Here is a 20,899-nt window from a genome sequence, read left to right as displayed (position 1 = left end):
AGTCAATGTATCTAGGTAATCTTTACAAACTATTTATATTTTGATATTTATTCATTAAGTTTCCGAGAAGAAACGATTAACTATAACCTTGACAAATTCAGATTTTTATCTCTCCATAAGCTAATCTCAAATATGAAGATTTTGTCAAGGGGTCTGTTCAAGTAAGCTTAATTACTTACTGTTCTCAAATCAGAGCAAAAGGCACAGCAAAGATTAGTCAGTTTTTTTACTTTTCCTATTTATTTTTTATATTTAAAGTTTCGCTCAAGTTGTTTTAATATTTTATACATTTCTGGAAGCCGATTGTAGATGGCAGATATTTTTAGCCAGAGTTTGTTGGAAATAGCAGGATAGCCAGACACTACACTTCCGGGTTCTACATCTTTGTGGATTCCGGATTTAGCGGTCACAATTGCTCCATCCCCAACTTTCACTTGATTCGCAATTCCTACCTGACCCGCCAGCAGCACTTGATTACCCACTTTGACTCCTCCAGATAATCCGACTTGGGCTGCCAAGGCACAGTTTTGTCCCACCTCGGAGCCGTGACCAATATGTACCAAATTATCTAATTTAGTGTTGCGTCCAATCCGAGTTTCCCCAACCGCTGGACGGTCAATAGTGCTGTTACAGCCAACTTCCACCCCATCTTCTAAGACCGTGTAGCCAGACTGTTGCATTTTATACCACCCTTGGGGAGTTGGCACAAAGCCAAACCCTTCAGCACCAATGACTGCACCACTATGAATTACACAATCGTTACCAATGCGGCTTCGTTCATGAATAGTGCAGTTGGCATGTAGAACAGTGCGATCGCCTATGTCTACTTCAGGATATATTACTACATTAGGATGGATACAAACCTGATTGCCAATCTTTACCCCTGCTAAAATTACGACGTTGGGTCCAATATAGACATCTTTTCCTAACTGAGCATCTGGGTCAATCACTGCACTGGGGTGGATGACTGGTTCTGGTTGAAAGGGTTGATAGAAACATGCGATCGCATGAGCAAATAGTAATCTCGGTTCAGATGTCCCTACCCAAGCAATACCTCTTTCTGTCGCTTTTGCCTGTAATGCTTCATCCAGGGACAAAATTAAGGCACTCGCCTGGGTTTTTTCTACCATGTGGGCAAACTTGGGTCCCTCAATATAACTGAGAGTGCCTGGGGTTGCTTGATCGATGGGAGCAACTCCAGTAATTTCAGGGTTAAGCTCTGTATCGCTATTCAGGCTATGGCACAAAGACCCTGTACTACCCAGGTGTTCTATTAAAAGACTAAATTTCATGGCTCAGCAATGGGTGGGTGTGGAATTTCACATCTGGAATGATAGGATAAATTGGTGACTAACCGCCATTGCTATTGAGTTAGTTACCAAAAGATTTGGGTTTAAAGCCCCGTCCTTCGTTGGCCTTTGGCCACGCTACGCGAACGACGGCTTTTCCTTTTGTGTGCTATAATAAAAGTATAAGTAATAAACTAATATGTAGATAGGTATGATCTAATCATAAGTAGACAACGTAAAAAATATGTATTAGATACGTATTGCGTAATTTGGTAAGCACGACTATAACGTCTATGAAAAATTTAGATATAAAAAAGTATCTATCTCTAAAAAAAAAGTAAAGGTACGGTGGGGCACACCGAAACCTAGGTTAGAGACCAAATACGCTTGTGGAGAGGGGACCCCTATTTTTCCTGGCTCCGGCCTGGTTAAACAAGTCCCCTCAGTGAAGCAAGAATCCCCGTCCATAAGCGGGCGGGGAGTGTCAAATGGGATTCACAATGCCTTAGTTAGATTGGGTTTTCCTGGGGATTAACTTATTCCATGACTCCGATTGCCCTTGGATGATTGAGTCATTAGTCTACAAGTTTCTTAGTTCCATCCATAGATGGAACTAATTAAGACCTCGAAAGTTTAATGACTAATGACTAATCAATCATGTCTGGTGGTGCTATAGTAAAGTTGATAAAACTTTTGGGGTTTCCTGTAACTGTGGTAAACCATCAGACTGTTGAGGATCTGGTGGACTAATACTAACTAGTAAGTTAAGCAATATTGTGATAGTAAGCGCCTGAAAAACTTTCTTAAACACGAGCCACACTCCTCATTCCTAATATTTAGTCTTGGTGAAACAATCGGAAACGATGCTAGTTAACTGAGATACGAACTTTATAAAAATTGATACACCCGTGAAGGTAATTAACTCTACCAGTTTATTTAAGCAACCATATAAGTGCCAAGTTATATGTTCCGCCTCAGTGACTGGCACAGTGCAAAGGGTTGATCCTAAATCATTCTGTGTAATTTAATAGATTAGGGGTACCCGAGATTAGAACCAAAGCAAGAGTTTGGTAGTCGCTACAATGTAAAGGAAAACCAATCTACTAGCCACCTTAAGTCAGCACCCCACTCTTGCCTAGACAGCACTCCCTAGCCTAGTCAAGCAAGATCGCTGACCAGCCTAAGACCTCTGAAGTCTAGGTTATCGGCAAGGGTGAAAGTTCCTACCTTAGGATGGAATGCCAGTCCGAAGCTGATTAACCAGATCCTTAAACAGTCCTACAAGGGGTAAGACAGTGCCATTCTTCATTCTGACAGGATAGTACCTACCGATAACAAGCCGCGAGGCAAACATGACCTCTTGCTTCGATAGGGGCTTGAGGCTGTTAACAGGAACGGGTATGAACTGCATCTGTTCTCCCCACATTGATCCAAGACGGTTTTAACCGCCCTTTTCCTTTGTTTTTCCTCCCCAGTCGCCCATACACGGGGTTTGCAAATTTCACGCTTATTTTTTATGATTCCTACAGTTATCGAGCAATCCGGTCGTGGCGAACGTGCCTTTGATATTTACTCTCGTTTGTTGCGAGAGCGTATTGTATTCCTCGGACAACAGGTTGATTCTGACTTAGCTAACTTAGTAGTTGCCCAATTACTCTTTCTAGAAGCCGATGACCAGGAAAAAGATATTTACCTGTACATCAACTCTCCTGGCGGTTCAGTCACTGCGGGCATGGGCATTTTCGATACGATGAATCAAGTTGCTCCGGACGTATGCACTATCTGTGTTGGACTAGCAGCTAGTATGGGGGCTTTCTTACTCAGTGCTGGTGCTAAGGGTAAACGCATGAGCTTGCCTCACTCCCGGATTATGATTCATCAGCCACTGGGAGGAGCACAGGGACAGGCAAGCGATATAGAAATCCAAGCAAAAGAAATCCTGTACCACAAGCAGCAGCTAAACAATTATTTAGCAGAACATACCGGTCAGCCACTGGAAAAGATTCAGGAGGATACCGAGCGGGATTTCTTTATGTCAGCGACTGAGGCTAAGGACTATGGTTTAATCGACCAGGTCATTGAGCGACGTCCCATAGCAACCCCTCTCCCAACACAATAATGTCTTAGTTGACACTCCCTGCTCGCCCATAGACGGGGAGTGTCAACTAAGACGTTAGTTTGGGGAGATGCTACAGCGATCGCTAACCAAGTCCGGACTATTACTGAAGTGACTCCCGAAATTAACAATAGGCAGTTAATCACAGGAGTTAAGCCATTACTTTCCATAAATAACTATATATAGTTATTTATGGAAAGTAAAAATAAAATCAATCACCAAAAGGTAACTTCAGCTATAGGAAATGAAAACGGATATCGGATTTCTTAGTTAGCGTGAGGTACATCTAGATTTTTTTACTTATCTTGATTCAGACTTTCGCTTGTATCGAAATCGAATCATATAAAAAATTAATCTTAATAGCTGCTTTACTATTAATTATCAAATCAATTATCTCTGGTGAGAGAACTTTCATGCCATTGCCCCAGAACCAAGTTGGATAAGGTGGTCAAGAGTACAAAAATCAAAATACCTAGACTACTAATCATAAACAAAGCAGCAAACATCCGGGGAATTTCGAGATTGTAGCCAGCAATTAGCATTTGATAAGCAATTCCTGAATTAGCACCGCCTGTACCGGCAACAAACTCAGCTACTATTGCTCCGATTAAGGCTAATCCACCACTAATACGTAATGCAGCTAAAAAATAGGGTAAAGCACTTGGTAATCGCAGATACAGCATTGTCTGCCAGCGAGATGCTTTGTAAAGCCGGAACAGGTCACTTAAGTTGGAATCGATACTATTTAAACCAAACGTCGTATTAGAAATAATCGGGAAGAATGCTACAATCCAAGCACAAATTACCAAAGCAGCGAAGGTATTGTTCCTCAGCCAAATAATAATTAAAGGCGCGATCGCAGCAATAGGCATTGTTTGCAGAACTACTGCATAGGGATATAAGCTTTTTTCAATCCACTTACTCTGAGCCATTAACATGGCAATTAGCAAGCCTGAAACTGCTGCTGTTATAAAGGCCGCTACAGTGATTTTTATGGTGATCAGCAATGGCTGAAATAAACTGTTCCAGTCCCTAATTAATACCTTGATAATTAGCAAAGGACCTGGTAATATGTAGGAGGGCGTACTAGTCACTCGAACAGAGATATCCCACACCATCAACACCAGGATTCCCACTGCCACAGGGGCTATAATATCGATAGATAACAAATGCTTCAGTTTTAGCTTTGCCAGAACGAAGGCTTGATTTTTTTTCATAAAATTATTAGATACCGTTTAATATAGCTGTAAAATTATAGCTGTAAAATTTATAGTCATATTTTTGATAATCATAATTTATCAGTTATGTCTAAATAATAATCTAATAATTTAGAAATTATCACTCATAATTCATCCCTTTTGACAACTGCTCAGCCACCTTCTGACAATATTTGGTATAAACTAAGGATGTACGAAACTGTTCGTTACGTGGTGATGGTTCATCAATAGTTATATCCGCCACTACTCGACCTGGACGAGCTGCCATTACTACCACCCGATTGGATAGATATACGGCTTCATAAATATTGTGAGTCACAAAAACCACAGTCCAGTGTTTCTGACTCCACAAATCAAGTAACTCCAGGTTAAGCTTAGTACGAGTGATATCATCCAAGGCTCCAAACGGCTCATCCATCAGCAATACCTTGGGAGAAGTAACAAGAGCTCTGGCAATAGAGACTCGCATTTTCATGCCACCGGATAGTTGACGGGGATAGGATTGGGCAAAACTTTCCAGTCCAACTAATTGGAGCGCTTCTTTAATAGCATGATCAGCAACTTTTTTAGAGACCCTAGCCAATTTAAGAGGCAATCGCACATTTCCCATTACCGTTGCCCAAGGCATTAGAGCTGCTTCTTGGAAAACAAAAGCTATCTCCTTTTGGTGGGCGCGATCGCTCCATTCTATGTTTCCCGAACTCATAGTGCTTAGTCCAGCAATGATGCGTAGCAGGGTACTCTTGCCACATCCCGATGGTCCTACCAGACTGATGAATTCGGACTTATTGATGTTGAGATTTAGGTCTTTTAGCGCTACAGTACCATTGTCAAAAGTTTTATTGACATGGGTAAGAGAAATAGCTGGTTTTTGGTTCATCTATTGTCAGTTATTAGCAATAGACTTCTTGCCGAAGTCGGAAGTAACAGGTAACAGCGGAAAAAAATTTATAAAAACAGTATCATAAAAATACTTTTGCAAGAGGTATAATCATTGCTTAAGAATCGGTTAATATTTGAACTTATCAATCTGGATTGGCAATACTAGATATAAATTAATGTATAATAACAATATCTAATTAACTTGGATATTAAGATGTATATAACTAATATATAATGTTAACTAATTTTTTGTATAAAAATCTACTCCTTTATTGACAAATTCCAAGGTGTAGGCTTGTTTGTAATCAGTCTTTGCATCAAGTACACCAACCGTAACTAACTCATTGAACAAACTTTCCCAACGTTCATCGGTCATTGCCCCAATGCCAAGTTTTTCGGCATCCCCAGAGATGATAATACCATAGTCTTTAAGCTTATCCAGACCATAGGCAATGAGGTCATCACTCATCTCTGGATTATCTTTTTTGATCAGCTCATTGGCTGGTTCGGGATTCTCTAGATAGCTATACCATCCTTTGATTGAGGCATCAACAAATCGCTGAACCAGGTCGGGGTTAGTTTCAACGAGTTTCTTCGTGGTTTCAATGGTGAAACTATAGGGATTATAACCAGCCTCTGCTAAGGGTAATATATTGGGCTTAAAGCCTCCTTGTTTTTCTATAATGTAAGGTTCAGAGGTCAAAATTCCCTGTTGGGCTGAATTTTTATCTACTAAGAAAGGGCTAACATTAAAGTTGTAGGGGCGTTTCTGGTCATCGGTAAAACCGTATTTTGCCTTGAGTAGGGGCCAATAGGTTGTGATGGCTCCAGGAGCCACAAAAATCGGTTTACCTTTTAATTGTGCCAGAGAGTCATTGCCTACCCCTGGATGAGCCAATAGAATTCGTATTTCTTTTTGGAAGATACTTGCTACAGTAATTTTGGGAATACCTTGTTGGACTGCTCTAATAGCATCAACAGCCTGTCCCATACTTAAATCAACTACTCCCCCCAGTAATAATTGGGTGGGATTGCTCTGAGGACCTGTTGGTTGTATAATAACATCTAGGTCATAGTTTTGATAAATTCCAGTAGCGACAGCCTGATAAAAACCACCGTATTCTGCTTCAGCTTTCCACCCCAAAGCAAATTTTATTTTATCTAATTTCCCTTTTTTTTCTGTAGTTAATGGTGTAGAGGTTTGATTATTACAAGCTGCCAAAACACTACTACCAAGAGTTATCGAGCTAAGTTTAATGAATTGGCGACGCTTAATTTTATAGATTTCTTTCATACAAAAATTGAACCGGCTAGAGCAGTAATTGAGATGATCTGGTTGTGGTGGTTTTAAATGGTGCAGCTTTAGGCAAACTAGAACGGTCTGGTAGGGAAAAACCTTGAGTTTGGTATAGGTTCGCGATTAGCAGCTTCTATGATAGTGCGTAATTTACCTAAGTTACTACCGATAGCGATCGCACTAAGCTGCTACTCCCTAAGCTGTACTCACTAAGCTGTACTCACTAAGCTGGTACTTTGTACTTGCCATTTTTTCTAAGCTGACTATTACTTTGGCGTTTAAACCCCAACAAACACACCGATAGAAATAATACCATACTCGCTCTAATTAATTAAATATAATCATATAGCAATATAAAAATATTACAGTAGCCATGGCTTTTAAGCTAACACGCATCTAAATTGAATCTGTTCATCTTATGAAACAAACGGTGAAACCCTCTCCCGAGATCCATTTCCCCATCTCCCCATCAGCCTCAACCCAAAAATTAAGTACGTGACAGCTTAGGCAGGGGATTGAGGTAGGTTCTCGACGAAAGAGGGAGTTACAATGAACGTGACGGTTTTTTCTGACAGCCATGAGGAGTTATTAAGAAAATGGAAGTAAAACTGGTTTTAGTGGTACTAACAATTGCTTTTACTGCTTTGTGCCTGTTTTTTGGGACTAAGAACGGATTTTATGATTCAGACGATTATCACGGCAACGGCTCTGCACACTAAGCTTCCAGTATTTACTTTAGCGGTCAGCTGCTGAGCTTTCAAAAAGCCTTCATCGTTTAGCCTTGGAAAAACCCACGCATCTGGCATCACAGCAGAGGCTAAGGGCTAGAAGCTGACCAAAGAGCGTGGAATGTGAGGGGGCTAAGGGGGTTTTCCCAAGCCCCTGCTTTCTAGGCATGGGGAGTGTCAAAAAATTGAAATCCTCACTTAGAGGGACTTCACCAGTCCCTCCTTAGTTAACTTCCTACTGTGGTAATGTTTTTGGCAACCCTTATCCCCTATTGACTCTGACCTCGAAAGAAGGGAAACTAGTTGAGAACTACCCACACCCACCCTAAGGGGTAGGGTGTGGGATTTTCATAGACTCCAGAGTGACCTATAGGGTATATCCAGCATACAAACCCCTCTAAATTGCTACGGAGTGACAACTCTACCACGTTTGTTTTGAATGGGGAAGAATCCGTTGAATTTTCCGTTCAAGGAAGATGCAGCCTTAGTAAAAATAGTTCCACCTTATTTTCCGTTGGCGATCGCCGATGCTGTCTGCCTCTTCCAAGGCTTAATCATTCACCCTTCCCTGATTAGTAAGACGTGGGTTAACGGAGCCAGATTAGCTAAAATTTAAGTTGAAGCTCATGAGCAATCAACGCCCAGTAGCATCCTCTGATCAGGATGACCGATTAACCTGCTTTCCTTACGGTGTTGGTCATGGTGCAGAAGGGGTTTGTTTGTTGGTGCAGATGGGGCCACACCGCATTCTCCTTGATTGTGGATTAGAAGACATTTCCCCCCTACAGATCGATGGGATACCACCAGCAGATTTAGTCCTGTGTAGCCACGCTCACTCAGACCATAGTCAGGGATTGCTGGCTCTTCACCAAACTTTTCCACAATTACCAATCTACGCCAGTGAGGTAACGACTCAACTATTACTACTCAACTGGCCGGAACTGCCTCCTGAGGATATTCTCCCATTTTGTCAAGCTCTCCCGTGGCTTACCCCTGTAGAATTCTGTGAGGGACTCACTGCTCAATTGTTCCCAGCTGGACACTTGCCAGGAGCAGCAGCATTTTTACTCACTTACACAACTCGCCATCGAACTTACCGACTGCTTTACACCGGTGACTTTTTCCTGTCTAACTCACGGCTGGTGGAGGGATTATCCCTTGAATCGCTCAGGGGGACACAGCCGGATGTGGTAATTGTAGAAGGCAGTTATGGCACTGCTCGACATCCCCATCGGCGGCAACAAGAAAATCAACTAGTAGAGCGTATTGAGCAGGCCATTGCTACCAATAACTCAGTTGTGTTGCCAGTGCCTACCTTAGGCCTAGGTCAAGAAATCCTGATGCTCCTGCGCTCTCATCACAACTTTACAGGACGCGACCTTGATATTTGGGTCAATGGAACCGTGGCTGCTGGTTGTAATGCTTACTTAGAACTGCTGTCTCACTTTCCCAGCTCAGTACAAAATTTTGCCCGACATCAAGCCTTGTTTTGGGATGAGCGGGTACGTCCTCGGGTGCGGCGGTTAGATCCCCAGCAGCGAGATGCTATCGGTAAATCTCCCTGTATTATCCTCACTGACTTAAACATAGATTGGAGGGAGTACTCGCAGCAAGAGAACCGTTCTTGGGTTGTCCTGCAACCGGAACATCTTAAATCTTTGGAGGATCTAATCGATGACTACGGATGGCTTAAGGTTGAAACTTATCTGCTGGCTCAACATGGGGATTGTCTGGGCACCACCCAGTTGATTCATAATCTTCGACCTCAACATGTGATTTTTGTTCACGGTTCTCCTACCTACCTAGCTGATCTTGCTGGTTTGGAAGAGTTACAAAATCGATATCACCTCCATACGCCAGCAGCAGGAACACTGGTAGAACTTCCCATTGGTGATACCTTTATCAGACCAGCTCTACCAACGGAAACAAACTATGAAGGAGAGTTGAATGAATTAGATACACTTGTCTATATCACTCTTTCAACGGCGATCGTAACGGATCCTCGTTGGCAAAATTTCGCTGATACTGGTTTAGTAGAAGCCCGCTGGCAAGGAGAAGAACTGGTCTTGCGGGGATTGTCACAACGAGAACTACTCAAACAAGGGGGCAGAGCCAAGATACCAATTAATATCGAGTGTTGTGGTAATTGTCTGTACCAAAGAGGGCAGCGCTGCTGGAATCCAGCCTCAGCTCTCTATGGTTTTAAAGTAACACTGGAGGGGTACTGTCCAGTTTTTGAACGGATAGAACCCCTTGAGTAACGAATAGTTAAGGGCAAATTGCTAGCTAGTTGTGAGTTATCAATTTTCCGATACTTTTTAGCTACCAAAGTCTACCAAGATAGACCCTCGTCCGCCAAGGCAAGATGCTTTCGCATCCAGGGGGTATCTCCGCGCTTCTCTGACGGAATATCCCGCGAGCGCCATAAAAATGTCAAAAAAGTTGGTTCCACCGGGATAGAGAGCGCAACTATTAAACCCTTGGTTTTCGGCTTTAATTTAAGTTACATAATAATCCCTGTCGGTGTTACCTTAATTTAAGTCTAACAAATAATAATAGTTTTTGGTAGACTCTGCGACATTTTCGATTAGCTTTTACTCACCCTTAACGGTTGGTTGTCCATTAACAATGAATAATCTAGTCCTGATTTAAGTCTTGGGAGCGGGGGTGAATTTGTTCAGCCTCCGGACAATCATCAGAGACTATCGGATCAACATTACCTCGGAAAACAGAAGCTAGCTTGTGACTCACAGAGCCTATGCTTTCCAAGCGGACCATTTCTTCCCAGGAACTGATCTCATCCTCTTCGTCTGTTTCATAACGAATTGTGACTAAATCTCCCTCGATATCAACAATGCGGGCGTGTTCAATCCAACGTTGCTGATCCCGCAAGAAAACGCAGACCTCACGACCATCGCAGCAGAGTTGATAAATCTTGCGGTGTAGCATATTCGGCTTCTCCTGTTGCAGATAACTCTTGGTTTTACTGGTGAAGTAAGCGGTTGGGTTTCTCTAGAAACAACTTTATTTTGACATCCTTCCCACGAATAGAATTGGCGGGATTCTCTCCATCATTGGGATGATGAGATAGAATTGAAGGCTAAAATAAACCTGAGCCACCAGAGTAGGAATACTCCAGATCCTTTGTTTGTTGGCTCTGGCGACTAAAATACCATTTACTTGAGTAGTCGAGCCGCCATCAGCAGCAAAAATAGATTCCAAGTATTTAAAGGATTAGCAATAATTGTAGCTCACTCCTCGTATCCCCAGCCCTAAAGGGTAGGGGTTGGCTTGAAATCATTTTTGGTTAACTTAACATGGAATTAAGCGGGTTTGTCTATTCCTTGTTAAAGATTAAAATAGCTTAATAGTCTTTTATGTTCATTGCTTGAGAGTAAGGCATGCATTAGAAGCGAGTTTGAGTTTATCAACCCTGCTCGTGTGATTGATTAGTTTTTTATGCATTGTTTTTATGCATTGTCTTGATGCAGAACGCGAATTTGGGAAACTCCCTCAGGTCGGCGCTACATCCCTTAATTGATTTAATTCAGTATCCTATACCTCCCTAACCCATTTCTGCTGCTTGCCAGCAATGGTGCTGTAGTCTTTCAGAGATGGTGTTTGGGGGTATGGTTACTATATAGTTATTTGGAAACTTAGATTCCACTAGTATTGCTATCGATGGCAATGGAGTAAGAATCCGAAAACTCCCCCAAGTTAAAAATAGGGGATTGTGAGCGGATGTTGCTCATGGGGTTAAAAACCGGGTACTAGCAACGTTGACAGTAGGATTTTACTCACACGCTTTGTGGCGCTTTAAACACACTACTAACGAACTTGGCTCAAAAAGAGCTGTGCCGTTCCCCTTAGTCTTCTTAGCTGTCAGGTTTGTCACCGACTTGGCTATTTATAGGATACAGCAGGAGAAACCCTACTGCTGATAAACGTCGGCGTGGCTAAAGCCTTCTGGTTCAAGGAGCAAGCATTTTGGTAGGTGTCTACAGGTTCCACATACCCATCATTGTGACATACTAATCCCTGTACGTGCTTGGCACTAAGCATGAATTTGGGAAAAAAAACTGCCAACCTGCCAACCTGCCATCGGTCGCAGTCAGAGTCACTCAAAAATAGCCTCTTGCTGTGACTAAAAGTGGTCAGGCGCTCAATAGATAAAGCTGATTTTAAATCGTAAGGGAGAAAAGCCAGTGTTTGAGATCGTACGCAGTCAAGACCAATACGAAACTTACATTCTCACTGACCACAATGCCCAGTCTCGATTAGAAGTGGTTCCTGAACGGGGTGGCATTGTCACTCGGTGGAATATCCAAGGTCACGAGATTTTTTATCTTGATGCAGAACGCTTTAAAGATCCCAATCTGAGTGTACGGGGTGGCATTCCCATCCTCTTCCCCATCTGTGGAAACTTAGTTAATGATACTTATACATACCTTGGCAAAGACTATACTCTCAAACAACACGGCTTTGCCCGTAATTTGCCTTGGCAGGTGACTGATAGTGCAACCAATGACATGGCAGTGTTGACTCTCACCCTCAAGAGTAATGACCAAACTCGCTCTGTCTATCCCTTTGACTTCGAAGTTACCTTTACCTATCGATTAAAGGGCAACACCCTAGACATTGACCAGCGCTATACTAATCATTCCGCTGAACCGATGCCCTTTTCCACAGGTTTCCATCCCTACTTCTTGACGTCTGACAAAACTAAACTGGAGTTTGATATTCCTGCATCGGAGTATCAGGAGAAGCAAACTCAAGCAGTACATCCTTTCACTGGCAGTTTTGATTTTAGCTGTGATGAAATTGATGTAGCGTTTGGGCAACTGAGTAATAATACGGCCAGTGTTACTGATCCCGAACGGGGATTAGCGATCGCATTGACCTACACTGATGTTTTCTCGACCTTGGTATTTTGGACAGTTCAAGGCAAGGACTTTTATTGCCTTGAACCTTGGAGTGCTCCCCGTAACGCTCTTAACACTGGGGAAAATTTAACTCACTTAGCTCCCGGAGAGAGTAGTGAGACATCGGTGAGGCTAACGGCGAAATTTTTCTAAATTTCCCTAGACATTTCCTTATCAATGTGATATTCTTAGTAAAGGTATGTTTTAGAAAAGCTTACCGGGTCGCTAACTCAATGGTAGAGTACTCGGCTTTTAACCGATTAGTTCCGGGTTCGAGTCCCGGGCGACCCATTGTTAGCTAACTGTTAGTTAGCCTTATTTATCTATTGATACGTCTAGATATGAGGCTAATGGTATTAGGTACTAGGTAACTATTAAATAAGTACTAGGTAACTATGAGGTACTAGGTAACTATAAGGGACTAGGTACAACAGGGATACTTGAGCACCTCTGTGTTTTAAGAGGGATACTTCCTGGGCTTGTCAGAACCCGCTTGCGCCAAGGAACCTTAAATTATTGCTCCAATCAGAAAGGTTAGGACCTGTTCTAAAAACTCTTGGCAAAACTACCTATACTTTACTGTTTATCCAGATTTTTCCCAGGGGTACTTGGGGATTATTTTATAGATTTGGTAATTTTTGTCCAGTTTTATAGACTCAGCTTTGTCTAGATGATCTAATCAAGAAATTTGAATAAAAGCTGCAAAATATCTTAAGATTATCTAAAGAATTAACCTGTCTTGATGCAGTCGCTCATGGGGGTTCCCCCCAAGACCGCACTGGTAGTCGCTCATGGGGGTTCCCCCCAAGACCGCGCTACCTCGCTGCATCGCTGTCTAGAAGCAACTAGATTGACATGTCTGGACTGGCGATTCTGTTCACGAGTCACTAGGGAGTGTCAGACGTGAGGCTTCTCGCCGGAATAGCTAACAAACAAAGTTAGGAGGAATATAATATGGCACTTGTACCCATGCGGCTACTGTTGGATCACGCAGCTGAGAACGGCTACGGGATTCCAGCATACAACGTTAACAACATGGAACAAATCCTGTCTATCATGCAGGCTGCTGAAGAAGCGGATAGTCCGGTAATCTTACAAGCTTCTCGTGGTGCCCGCAAATATGCAGGTGAGAACTTCCTCCGCCATCTGGTCACAGCAGCGGTGGAATCCTACCCTCATATTCCCATTGCCATGCACCAAGACCATGGCAATAGCCCAGCCACCTGCTATTCGGCAATTCGTAACGGCTTCACCAGTGTGATGATGGATGGCTCCTTGGAAGCTGATGCTAAGACTCCAGCCAGCTTCGATTACAACGTCAGTGTTACTGCCGAAGTAGTAAAAGTTGCCCATGCTATCGGTGTTAGTGTTGAAGGGGAACTGGGTTGCCTAGGTTCACTGGAAACCGGTAAAGGTGACAAAGAAGATGGTCACGGATTTGAAGGAACTCTGAGTCGCGACCAACTATTGACCGACCCCGACGAAGCAGTTGAATTTGTTGAGCGCACCCAAGTTGATGCTCTAGCTGTAGCTATTGGTACTAGCCACGGTGCTTACAAGTTCACCCGCAAGCCGACTGGAGAAATTCTTGCTATTAGTCGCATTGAAGAAATTCATAAGCGTCTGCCTAACACTCACTTGGTGATGCACGGTTCTTCCTCTGTGCCTCAAGAGTGGCTTGACATGATCAACCAGTACGGTGGTTCTATTCCTGAAACCTATGGTGTACCCCTTGAAGAAATTCAAAAGGGTATTAAGAGCGGTGTCCGTAAGGTTAACATCGACACCGACAACCGCTTAGCTATCACTGCTGCTATCCGAGAAGCTGCTGCCAAAGATCCTTCTAACTTTGACCCCCGTCACTTCCTCAAGCCTTCTATCAAATATATGAAGCAGGTTTGCTTGAAGCGTTACGAAGCCTTTGGTACTGCTGGTAATGCTAGCAAGATCAAGCAAGCGACTATCGATGTTTTTGCAACTAAGTATGCCAACGGTGAGTTAAGTGCTGTGGCGAAAAAAGCTGTAACTGCCTAGTTTTTAACGCTTCACAGGAAAACCTTTGCTGTTTTGGTGAACCAAGAACAAGCAGAATTATTTGGGTAGCTGTTAAAGTTACCCAATTTTTTGTTATTAGTGATTAGTTATTTGAAAATTGCCTATTTTCAGATACTTAAAGCTGTCTTTGATACTCTTCGAGAATATCGATTAGATCCATCTGACACTGCATGGGTAGCAAATCTGCTAGGGGAACTTGCCGTTTACCACCACCTAGCTTCACAGAAATGCTTTGCAGGATTGGCATCATCTGGTCTTCTGTGATTGTATTAGTGTTACCGATTAATAGGGGATAAAATTGTTCAGCCAAAGTGGTATGTAGATGGGCATCTCTGAGATAAAGATGCCATTTGGCTACATCAATATATACCTTGTCGCCAATTTCAGCAGCGAGAGTTTCGATTGCTTCTGTAGAAGTTGGATTAGCCATGGTAATTAGCTGTTTCTAATTAATTACATGTTGGGAGATCTAAGGAATAATTAAAGTTGTTCGCGTAGCGTGGCCAAAGGCCAAGGTTTAAAGTTGTTCGCGTAGCGTGGCCAAAGGCCAAGGTTTAAAGTTTAAAGTTTCCCTCAAAAAAGTTTGCTTATCACCTTGTATTAAAAGACTGGAGTTTATTTGCTGGCTTTCGGTTAACCGTCAACAGTTAACCGTCAACAGTTAACCGTCAACAGTTAACCGAAAATCAATTACTACAATTATCTTCGGTGATTTCATCCTTGAGGGGATTCGGTTGGAGGTTCTTGAGTAGGCAGGGGGGTATAGTTTGCGATCGCAAATATATAAACCCCATGTCCTACTAAAATCAATCCCCACAGACCAGTAAACCAGTATGCCCAAGTCCATTGAGCATACTGTATAGTTCTGAAAAACCACACTCCTGAATTACAAGCAGCAAAAATTGCCACATGTACAGCAAAGTTCATGCGGTCATCTAAACGACGGTAGGCTGGATCACGTCGGTCAGGTTTACGAGGCCAACGAGGAGGCATAGATATTTGTCAGTTTTTAGTTGTGTAACGGCTTGGTCTGATACCAACCCTAGTCAGTTAATTTAATTTTAGAACCTAATGTTGGATTGAACATGATCCGAACCAAACAGTTTGTTCCTTTAAATATTGCAGTCATGACGGTGTCCGATTCCCGTACCGAAGCCACGGATAAGTCGGGTAAGCTGCTGGTTGAGAGTTTAACCCAGGCGGGGCATCACTTAGCGGAAAAGGTTATTGTTCCAGACAACATCTACAAAATCCGTGAGGTGGTTTCCCGATGGATTGCTGACGAATCCGTACAGGTAGTGTTGACTACAGGAGGAACTGGCGTTACAGGTCGAGATGGCACACCAGAAGCGATTCAACCCCTGCTGGATAAGGAAATCCAGGGCTTTGGTGAAATTTTCCGCATGATTTCCTACCAAGAGATTAAGACTTCTACTATCCAATCTCGTGCCCTGGCTGGTGTGGCTAACGGAACATACATCTTTTGTCTGCCTGGATCTTCTGGAGCTTGTCGGACAGGTTGGGAGCAGATTATCAAAGACCAACTCGATTTGGGCAATTCCCCCTGTAATCTCGTGGAACTGATGCCACGTTTGCGAGAAACCTAATCTTAGCGATAGATTTCCTGTTCAAACGGTAATTGGCAACTAAGTGCATCAGTGGATCAGCGCTAAGTTCTGACCCAACTTGACTTGATCTGATTCCTTAACTTAGCAATCGCCTGAGATGTGGTAATCCCCGGATTTACCTCCGGTCTTACTCAACAGGCGAATCGATTCAATCTCGATAGACTTTTCCAACGCTTTGGCCATATCGTAAAGGGTCAAAGCCGCAACAGAAACTGCTGTTAGTGCTTCCATTTCAACACCAGTTTCAGCTTTAGTAGTCACAGATGCCTGAATCTGATATCCCGGTAGTTGGGGGTCAGGTTCCACTTGAACTTCGATCTTGTGTAGGGGCAAGGGATGACACAGAGGAATCAGTTGGGAAGTTTGCTTTGCTGCCATAATCCCAGCCAGCCTAGCAGTTCCTAAGACATCACCCTTGGGGGCATTACCAGCTTGGATGGTGTTGAAGGTTGCGGTTTTCATCCGTACCTGAGCAGCGGCTAGTGCCTGACGTTTGGTAAGCTCTTTGCCAGAAACATCGACCATCTGAGCTTGACCTTGACTATCGAGATGGGATAGCGAGCGATTGATTTCCACAAGAGTATTGCAAAATTTTTGATCTATGTGTTATGATAAGTAACTGTTGACCCACAGAAAAGTGGCAGCAGTTAAGGGCTTGTAGCTCAGTGGACTAGAGCACGTGGCTACGGACCACGGTGTCGGGGGTTCGAATCCCTCCTAGCCCGTTTACTAAGCTAAGGCATCCTAGTGTCTATAGCATATAAATCCCGTTCACGACCGATGGAGAATCTGAGGGAACGGGATAAATTTTTGTTGGACTGGGTCATAAAGATAATCAGTGCCAAAAATGCTATACCAGCACTACAGGAGAAAATTCCTCGATATCCTAACAGGTCGGCGAAATAACCAAAGATCGGCCCAGCTAGGCCAATCCCTAAATCAAAGCCACTAATGCAGACAGCGAATACCTGACCCCGTTCGTCAGCAGAGGAGCGGTCAGTCATCAAAGCATTCATCATCGGTATGAATAGTCCAGCGCCAACTCCTTCTAATAAAGCAGCTAGTAAAAATCCGACTCCCGTTTCAGCCTGGGAAATCATCAACATTGAGATGATATAGCAAACCACACTAGCGGTGATAAAAACTCCTCGTCCATAGCGATCAGATGCTTGACCAGTTAATGCACGAATCACAAAACTAGCGATCGCAGCAGCTGTGAAAAACAATCCTGGATTGAGATTAATACCAGTCTCTCGAATAAACACAGAGACAAAGGTAACTTTTGTTCCAAATACTATACCGAACAACAGCATTACCAAAGCTGGAATTCCAAGAGCAGGGCTGGTTAACAACTGCCATAGTTTGACCAATAGCTGCCAAATCGAGTTTAACCAAGATTCTGATTGTTCCTGGTCAGGTGTAGCATGCCTGATTGGTTCACGAATCTGACTCCCTAACAGCACACCCAGCCCACCTAGAGCTGCAGACACTAAGAATAAAACTGTGTAGCTAACCTCTTCTTGTAGAAAACCCCCCAGCGCTGGTCCGAGACCTAAACCAATCGGTGTTGCCAAACTCATGTAACCAATTAACTCACCCCGCTTGTCAACAGGGGACAAATCGGTGACTAGAGCCAGATAACCGATGGTAAAGGCTGCAATACTGATGCCATGAAACATTCGAACCACCATCAACAGGCTAATCGACTGGGTAAATAGATAGCCCAAAGGCGCTAAAGCTACAGCGCTAGTACCAATAATTACTACCAACTTGCGACTGCGCAGGTCTGCCATACGCCCCAGTGGGTTTCTAAACAGCAACAGACCAATGGCAAAGCAACCCATTACTAGCCCGACCTGTTGCTTAGTCCCACCCAAGTCTTCAATATATTGCGGTAGGGTTGGCAACAAAGACGTTAAGCTTGACCAAAATAGCAGAGCAACAGTAAATAAAATCAGCAAACTTTGGCGTTGCTGCCCTTCCAGGGTCTGAAAAACTTTCACGCGCTCTATAATCCTGAGAAAACTGGCACTTGAGATAGTTAGAGAAAATCCGGTTGACTAATCATCATAGTCCTGATCGGGTAATGACTATTTGCGCTTTGGCTGATGGGTAATTGACAATTACCCATCAGCCAAAGCGCGAACAGCCAAAAATCCGGGGACTATTTGGGAAGTAATTAACTGGACTTTATACTACTTCTCTAGTTTACTCTTCTTAACATTTTGCCCAGAGGCTGAGACAGGGTGATCGGGTAATGGGTTGATCAAGGTTGGGGGAAGAATCTCACGACCTATTATTCTTCACAAATTAATTAGGATTGCGATGCTCTAAAAGAGCCGCTACGGGATGAAGCGTTGTGGCCAAAGGCCTCCGCTACGCGAACGCAAAGCGTGGCCTACGGCCTCAGCTTCCGCGCTTATGCGATTGACCGTAGGTCACGCTACGCGAACGCAGCAACAACTAAGGTCAAGCTTGGCTACCTACCGGTAGCGGATAATGGAGCACTCAATATTATCAGAAAACTATTCCCCAAAGCGTTTGTAGAAGGGATAGGGGTCTTGCTGTTAGTACCTGTAGAGGTTTTAATGTATCAAGGATAATTTTGAGCAAGCCTTTGGCTTACGCGAAGCGCCATCATTTTTACCATTTTATTTAACGGTTCACGAGCCTCTAATAATCGATTTTCTAGCCCAGTCTTTAGTATTCTCCAGGTAAGTCACCAACATTTTCCATTCCCTAGCTTCTTTTGTCAAATCCTTAACATTGCCCAGGTAGACTAGAGTAATGCGGCGCTCTTCGTTATCAGAACAAACCTCTAGAATGGTTGTGTATAGCTTTTGCCAATGCTCTAACCAGTTATCTTCAATGGGATCAAAAATTGCCTCGAACAAATTCCGCCATAACAACTCAATAGTTTTAATAGTTTTGAGATTTTCCTCGGTAGGCTTATCCCAGCCTACATGGCGCTGACGTAATATTTTAATAGGTGGGGGATTTTCACTCATAGACAGCAAATTTACTCTTCAGTCTTTGAAGCTACATTCCTAGAATTCCCTAAATGCTGTCTTAACATCACAGTTTTACAACAAATCAAAAATTCCTCCTAGTCTAGCAAAGAATAGGAGGAATAGCCGATAATCTTAGCTGCCTAACTTCTAGATATGAGGCTAATGGTAAGCTATCAGCTATCAACCAAATACCAAGACTAAAGGCTGACGGCTGATAGCTGTTCGCGTAGCGTGAGCCAAAAGCTCACGGCTGATAGCTGACGGCTAATACTAAAAGACGGCTAGTTGAGAGCTTCCGTGTTTGAGGCGGAGCTAACTAACTTTGCCAGAACCCCGTTAGTTTAAAACCTAGAGCCATTGAGCCTATTACCTAGAACCATTAACCCACTTTAACGGTCTACTGACCCCATAATAATGTCAATACTACCGAGAATGGCCATAATATCGGCAACTTTGACTCCTGTGAGGATATGGGGCAGAATCTGTAAGTTATTGAAATCGGGTGGACGAATCTTCCAACGCCAAGGAAAGACATTATCATCACCAATAATGAAAATTCCTAGTTCTCCTTTCCCAGACTCAAGACGGACATAGTGTTCGCCCTTGGGAATCTTGAAGGTAGGGGCAATTTTCTTGCCCATGAACTGATAATCGAAGTCGTTCCACTGGGATTTGCGACCCTCTGCCATCCGCTTGGCTTCTAGGTTTTCGTAAGGACCACCGGGAAGTCCTTTTAAGGCTTGACGGATAATCTTAACGGACTCCCGCATTTCCCTAATCCGCACCACATACCGGGCAAAGCAATCACCCCCGGTTTCCCAGTGTACTTCCCAATCGAAGTCGTCGTAGCATTCGTAGTGGTCAACTTTGCGCAAGTCCCACTTGACTCCAGAACCTCGTAGCATCGGGCCAGAAAGTCCCCAGTTAATCGCTTCTTCCCTACTAATGGTACCGATACCTTCAACTCGCCGGCGGAAGATAGGGTTGTTGGTGATTAACCGTTCGTACTCATCAACTTTAGGGTCAAAGTAGTCACAGAAGTCTTCGCACTTATCGATCCATCCATAGGGTAGGTCAACAGCAACTCCACCAATACGGAAGTAGTTGTTGTTAATTAACCGTTGTCCACTGGCAGCTTCCCATAGGTCATAAATCATCTCCCGTTCCCGGAAGATGTAGAAGAATGGGGTTTGGGCACCCACATCTGCTAGGAATGGTCCAAGCCACAGCAGGTGATTGGCAATCCGATTCAACTCCAGCATGATCACGCGGATGTAGCTGGCACGTTTGGGTACCGGAATATCTGCTAATTTCTCTGGGGCATTGACTGTAATTGCCTCATTGAACATCCCTGCTGCATAGTCCCATCGGCTCACGTAAGGGACATACATAATGTTAGTGCGATTCTCGGCAATTTTCTCCATGCCTCGGTGCAGGTAGCCAATTACCGGCTCACAATCTATCACATCCTCCCCATCCAGGGTGACAATTAAGCGGAGAACGCCGTGCATGGAGGGATGGTGGGGACCCATGTTGATCACCATGGGTTCGGTTCTGGTCTCGATCTTTGCCATATTTTGATTAATTGCCCCAACTGTTAGCTGCTAGGTGTTAGCCGCTAGGTATTAGCTTACCAAAACAGAGGCAGATAGGTGGTGTATCTTGTTAACTCTAACAATGCAAGAAAAATTTGATATTCTTAATTCAAACTGTTAATTTCTGTTTAAGCTCCTTGTTTCCAATGCTTAGGTTAA

23 protein-coding genes and 2 tRNA genes are annotated in these 20,899 nt (G+C 43.5%); 12 read left to right on the top strand and 13 right to left on the bottom strand.

Annotation, left to right across the window (positions count from 1 at the left end):
* Positions 1–239: 239 nt before the first annotated feature.
* Together lpxD and BJP37_RS38240 are read right to left on the bottom strand one after the other, a co-directional pair.
* On the bottom strand, positions 240–1,292 hold the full coding sequence (gene lpxD / locus BJP37_RS02340) for a UDP-3-O-(3-hydroxymyristoyl)glucosamine N-acyltransferase (RefSeq protein WP_075896162.1): 1,053 nt from the start codon (positions 1,290–1,292) through the stop codon (positions 240–242).
* Between the two features lie 667 nt (positions 1,293–1,959).
* Positions 1,960–2,100, bottom strand: a complete 141-nt coding sequence (locus BJP37_RS38240; protein ID WP_158069363.1) for a QAALIT motif small membrane protein — start codon at positions 2,098–2,100, stop codon at positions 1,960–1,962.
* 705 nt (positions 2,101–2,805) lie between these two features.
* On the opposite strand from BJP37_RS38240, the gene clpP reads away from it, so the two are divergent.
* Both clpP and BJP37_RS38235 read left to right on the top strand, forming a co-directional pair.
* Entirely contained in the window at positions 2,806–3,408 is a 603-nt protein-coding gene (gene clpP, locus BJP37_RS02330; protein ID WP_070390968.1) for an ATP-dependent Clp endopeptidase proteolytic subunit ClpP, read from the top strand.
* 39 nt (positions 3,409–3,447) lie between these two features.
* Positions 3,448–3,591: a hypothetical protein gene (locus BJP37_RS38235; RefSeq protein WP_158069362.1), complete on the top strand. Its 144-nt coding sequence runs from the start codon at positions 3,448–3,450 to the stop codon at positions 3,589–3,591.
* A 200-nt stretch (positions 3,592–3,791) separates the two neighbouring features.
* On the opposite strand, the gene BJP37_RS02325 is transcribed toward BJP37_RS38235, so the two are convergent.
* From BJP37_RS02325 to BJP37_RS02315, 3 genes are all read right to left on the bottom strand, one after another.
* Positions 3,792–4,622 carry an ABC transporter permease gene (locus BJP37_RS02325; RefSeq protein WP_075896158.1) on the bottom strand — a complete coding sequence of 277 codons (831 nt, stop codon included), beginning with the start codon at positions 4,620–4,622 and terminating at the stop codon, positions 3,792–3,794.
* A gap of 121 nt (positions 4,623–4,743) precedes the next feature.
* On the bottom strand, positions 4,744–5,502 hold the full coding sequence (locus tag BJP37_RS02320) for an ABC transporter ATP-binding protein (protein WP_075896156.1): 759 nt from the start codon (positions 5,500–5,502) through the stop codon (positions 4,744–4,746).
* A gap of 243 nt (positions 5,503–5,745) precedes the next feature.
* Positions 5,746–6,798 (bottom strand): ABC transporter substrate-binding protein, encoded by a 1,053-nt coding sequence (locus BJP37_RS02315; RefSeq protein WP_075896154.1) that lies wholly within the window; start codon positions 6,796–6,798, stop codon positions 5,746–5,748.
* 599 nt (positions 6,799–7,397) lie between these two features.
* Between BJP37_RS02315 and BJP37_RS45310 the strand changes: the two genes are divergently transcribed.
* The 3 genes from BJP37_RS45310 (at position 7,398) to BJP37_RS02310 (ending at position 9,790) form a co-directional block, all read left to right on the top strand.
* Positions 7,398–7,520 carry a DUF8629 family protein gene (locus BJP37_RS45310; protein WP_044492584.1) on the top strand — a complete coding sequence of 41 codons (123 nt, stop codon included), beginning with the start codon at positions 7,398–7,400 and terminating at the stop codon, positions 7,518–7,520.
* A gap of 448 nt (positions 7,521–7,968) precedes the next feature.
* On the top strand, positions 7,969–8,145 hold the full coding sequence (locus BJP37_RS38230; RefSeq protein WP_158069361.1) for a hypothetical protein: 177 nt from the start codon (positions 7,969–7,971) through the stop codon (positions 8,143–8,145).
* Positions 8,146–8,155: 10 nt separating this feature from the next.
* Positions 8,156–9,790: an MBL fold metallo-hydrolase gene (locus BJP37_RS02310; protein WP_075896152.1), complete on the top strand. Its 1,635-nt coding sequence runs from the start codon at positions 8,156–8,158 to the stop codon at positions 9,788–9,790.
* Positions 9,791–10,166: 376 nt separating this feature from the next.
* On the opposite strand, the gene BJP37_RS02305 is transcribed toward BJP37_RS02310, so the two are convergent.
* A complete protein-coding gene (locus BJP37_RS02305; RefSeq protein ID WP_008182036.1) occupies positions 10,167–10,478 on the bottom strand; it encodes a DUF6679 family protein in 312 nt (103 codons plus the stop codon).
* A gap of 954 nt (positions 10,479–11,432) precedes the next feature.
* Positions 11,433–11,654 carry a hypothetical protein gene (locus BJP37_RS35400; RefSeq protein WP_143727433.1) on the bottom strand — a complete coding sequence of 74 codons (222 nt, stop codon included), beginning with the start codon at positions 11,652–11,654 and terminating at the stop codon, positions 11,433–11,435.
* Between the two features lie 80 nt (positions 11,655–11,734).
* Here BJP37_RS35400 and BJP37_RS02295 point away from each other — a divergent pair, with 80 nt between their 5' ends.
* The 4 genes from BJP37_RS02295 (at position 11,735) to fba (ending at position 14,485) form a co-directional block, all read left to right on the top strand.
* Positions 11,735–12,604: an aldose epimerase family protein gene (locus BJP37_RS02295; RefSeq protein ID WP_075896148.1), complete on the top strand. Its 870-nt coding sequence runs from the start codon at positions 11,735–11,737 to the stop codon at positions 12,602–12,604.
* A gap of 66 nt (positions 12,605–12,670) precedes the next feature.
* Positions 12,671–12,742: transfer RNA gene (locus BJP37_RS02290), tRNA-Lys, on the top strand.
* Positions 12,743–13,193: 451 nt separating this feature from the next.
* On the top strand, positions 13,194–13,358 hold the full coding sequence (locus tag BJP37_RS38225) for a hypothetical protein (protein WP_158069360.1): 165 nt from the start codon (positions 13,194–13,196) through the stop codon (positions 13,356–13,358).
* 47 nt (positions 13,359–13,405) lie between these two features.
* Positions 13,406–14,485, top strand: coding sequence for a class II fructose-bisphosphate aldolase (fba, locus tag BJP37_RS02285; protein WP_070390956.1), 1,080 nt, complete (start codon positions 13,406–13,408; stop codon positions 14,483–14,485).
* A 136-nt stretch (positions 14,486–14,621) separates the two neighbouring features.
* Here the strand turns inward: fba and BJP37_RS02280 are convergent, their stop codons facing one another.
* Positions 14,622–14,936: a DUF3181 family protein gene (locus BJP37_RS02280; RefSeq protein WP_075896146.1), complete on the bottom strand. Its 315-nt coding sequence runs from the start codon at positions 14,934–14,936 to the stop codon at positions 14,622–14,624.
* Positions 14,937–15,220: 284 nt separating this feature from the next.
* Entirely contained in the window at positions 15,221–15,499 is a 279-nt protein-coding gene (locus tag BJP37_RS02275; RefSeq protein ID WP_070390954.1) for a 2TM domain-containing protein, read from the bottom strand.
* Positions 15,500–15,591: 92 nt separating this feature from the next.
* On the opposite strand from BJP37_RS02275, the gene moaB reads away from it, so the two are divergent.
* Positions 15,592–16,113 (top strand): molybdenum cofactor biosynthesis protein B, encoded by a 522-nt coding sequence (gene moaB, locus BJP37_RS02270; RefSeq protein ID WP_075896144.1) that lies wholly within the window; start codon positions 15,592–15,594, stop codon positions 16,111–16,113.
* A gap of 102 nt (positions 16,114–16,215) precedes the next feature.
* On the opposite strand, the gene moaC is transcribed toward moaB, so the two are convergent.
* Complete coding sequence (gene moaC, locus BJP37_RS02265; RefSeq protein WP_143727432.1) at positions 16,216–16,710, bottom strand: cyclic pyranopterin monophosphate synthase MoaC; 495 nt, start codon at positions 16,708–16,710, stop codon at positions 16,216–16,218.
* A 75-nt stretch (positions 16,711–16,785) separates the two neighbouring features.
* Here moaC and BJP37_RS02260 point away from each other — a divergent pair.
* Positions 16,786–16,859 (top strand) — tRNA-Arg (locus BJP37_RS02260).
* Between the two features lie 9 nt (positions 16,860–16,868).
* On the opposite strand, the gene BJP37_RS02255 is transcribed toward BJP37_RS02260, so the two are convergent.
* Positions 16,869–18,137, bottom strand: coding sequence for an MFS transporter (locus BJP37_RS02255; protein ID WP_075896140.1), 1,269 nt, complete (start codon positions 18,135–18,137; stop codon positions 16,869–16,871).
* Between the two features lie 390 nt (positions 18,138–18,527).
* Here BJP37_RS02255 and BJP37_RS35395 point away from each other — a divergent pair, with 390 nt between their 5' ends.
* Positions 18,528–18,737: a hypothetical protein gene (locus BJP37_RS35395; protein WP_143727431.1), complete on the top strand. Its 210-nt coding sequence runs from the start codon at positions 18,528–18,530 to the stop codon at positions 18,735–18,737.
* A gap of 60 nt (positions 18,738–18,797) precedes the next feature.
* Here the strand turns inward: BJP37_RS35395 and BJP37_RS02250 are convergent, their stop codons facing one another.
* Complete coding sequence (locus BJP37_RS02250) at positions 18,798–19,142, bottom strand: hypothetical protein (protein ID WP_075896138.1); 345 nt, start codon at positions 19,140–19,142, stop codon at positions 18,798–18,800.
* Between the two features lie 392 nt (positions 19,143–19,534).
* Positions 19,535–20,719, bottom strand: a complete 1,185-nt coding sequence (locus tag BJP37_RS02245; RefSeq protein WP_075896136.1) for an NAD(P)H-quinone oxidoreductase subunit H — start codon at positions 20,717–20,719, stop codon at positions 19,535–19,537.
* Between the last annotated feature and the right edge of the window lie 180 nt (positions 20,720–20,899).

The organism is Moorena bouillonii PNG (assembly GCF_001942495.1).
Classification (GTDB): Bacteria; Cyanobacteriota; Cyanobacteriia; order Cyanobacteriales; family Coleofasciculaceae; genus Moorena; species Moorena bouillonii.
This window is presented reverse-complemented; position numbering and strand designations above follow the sequence as displayed.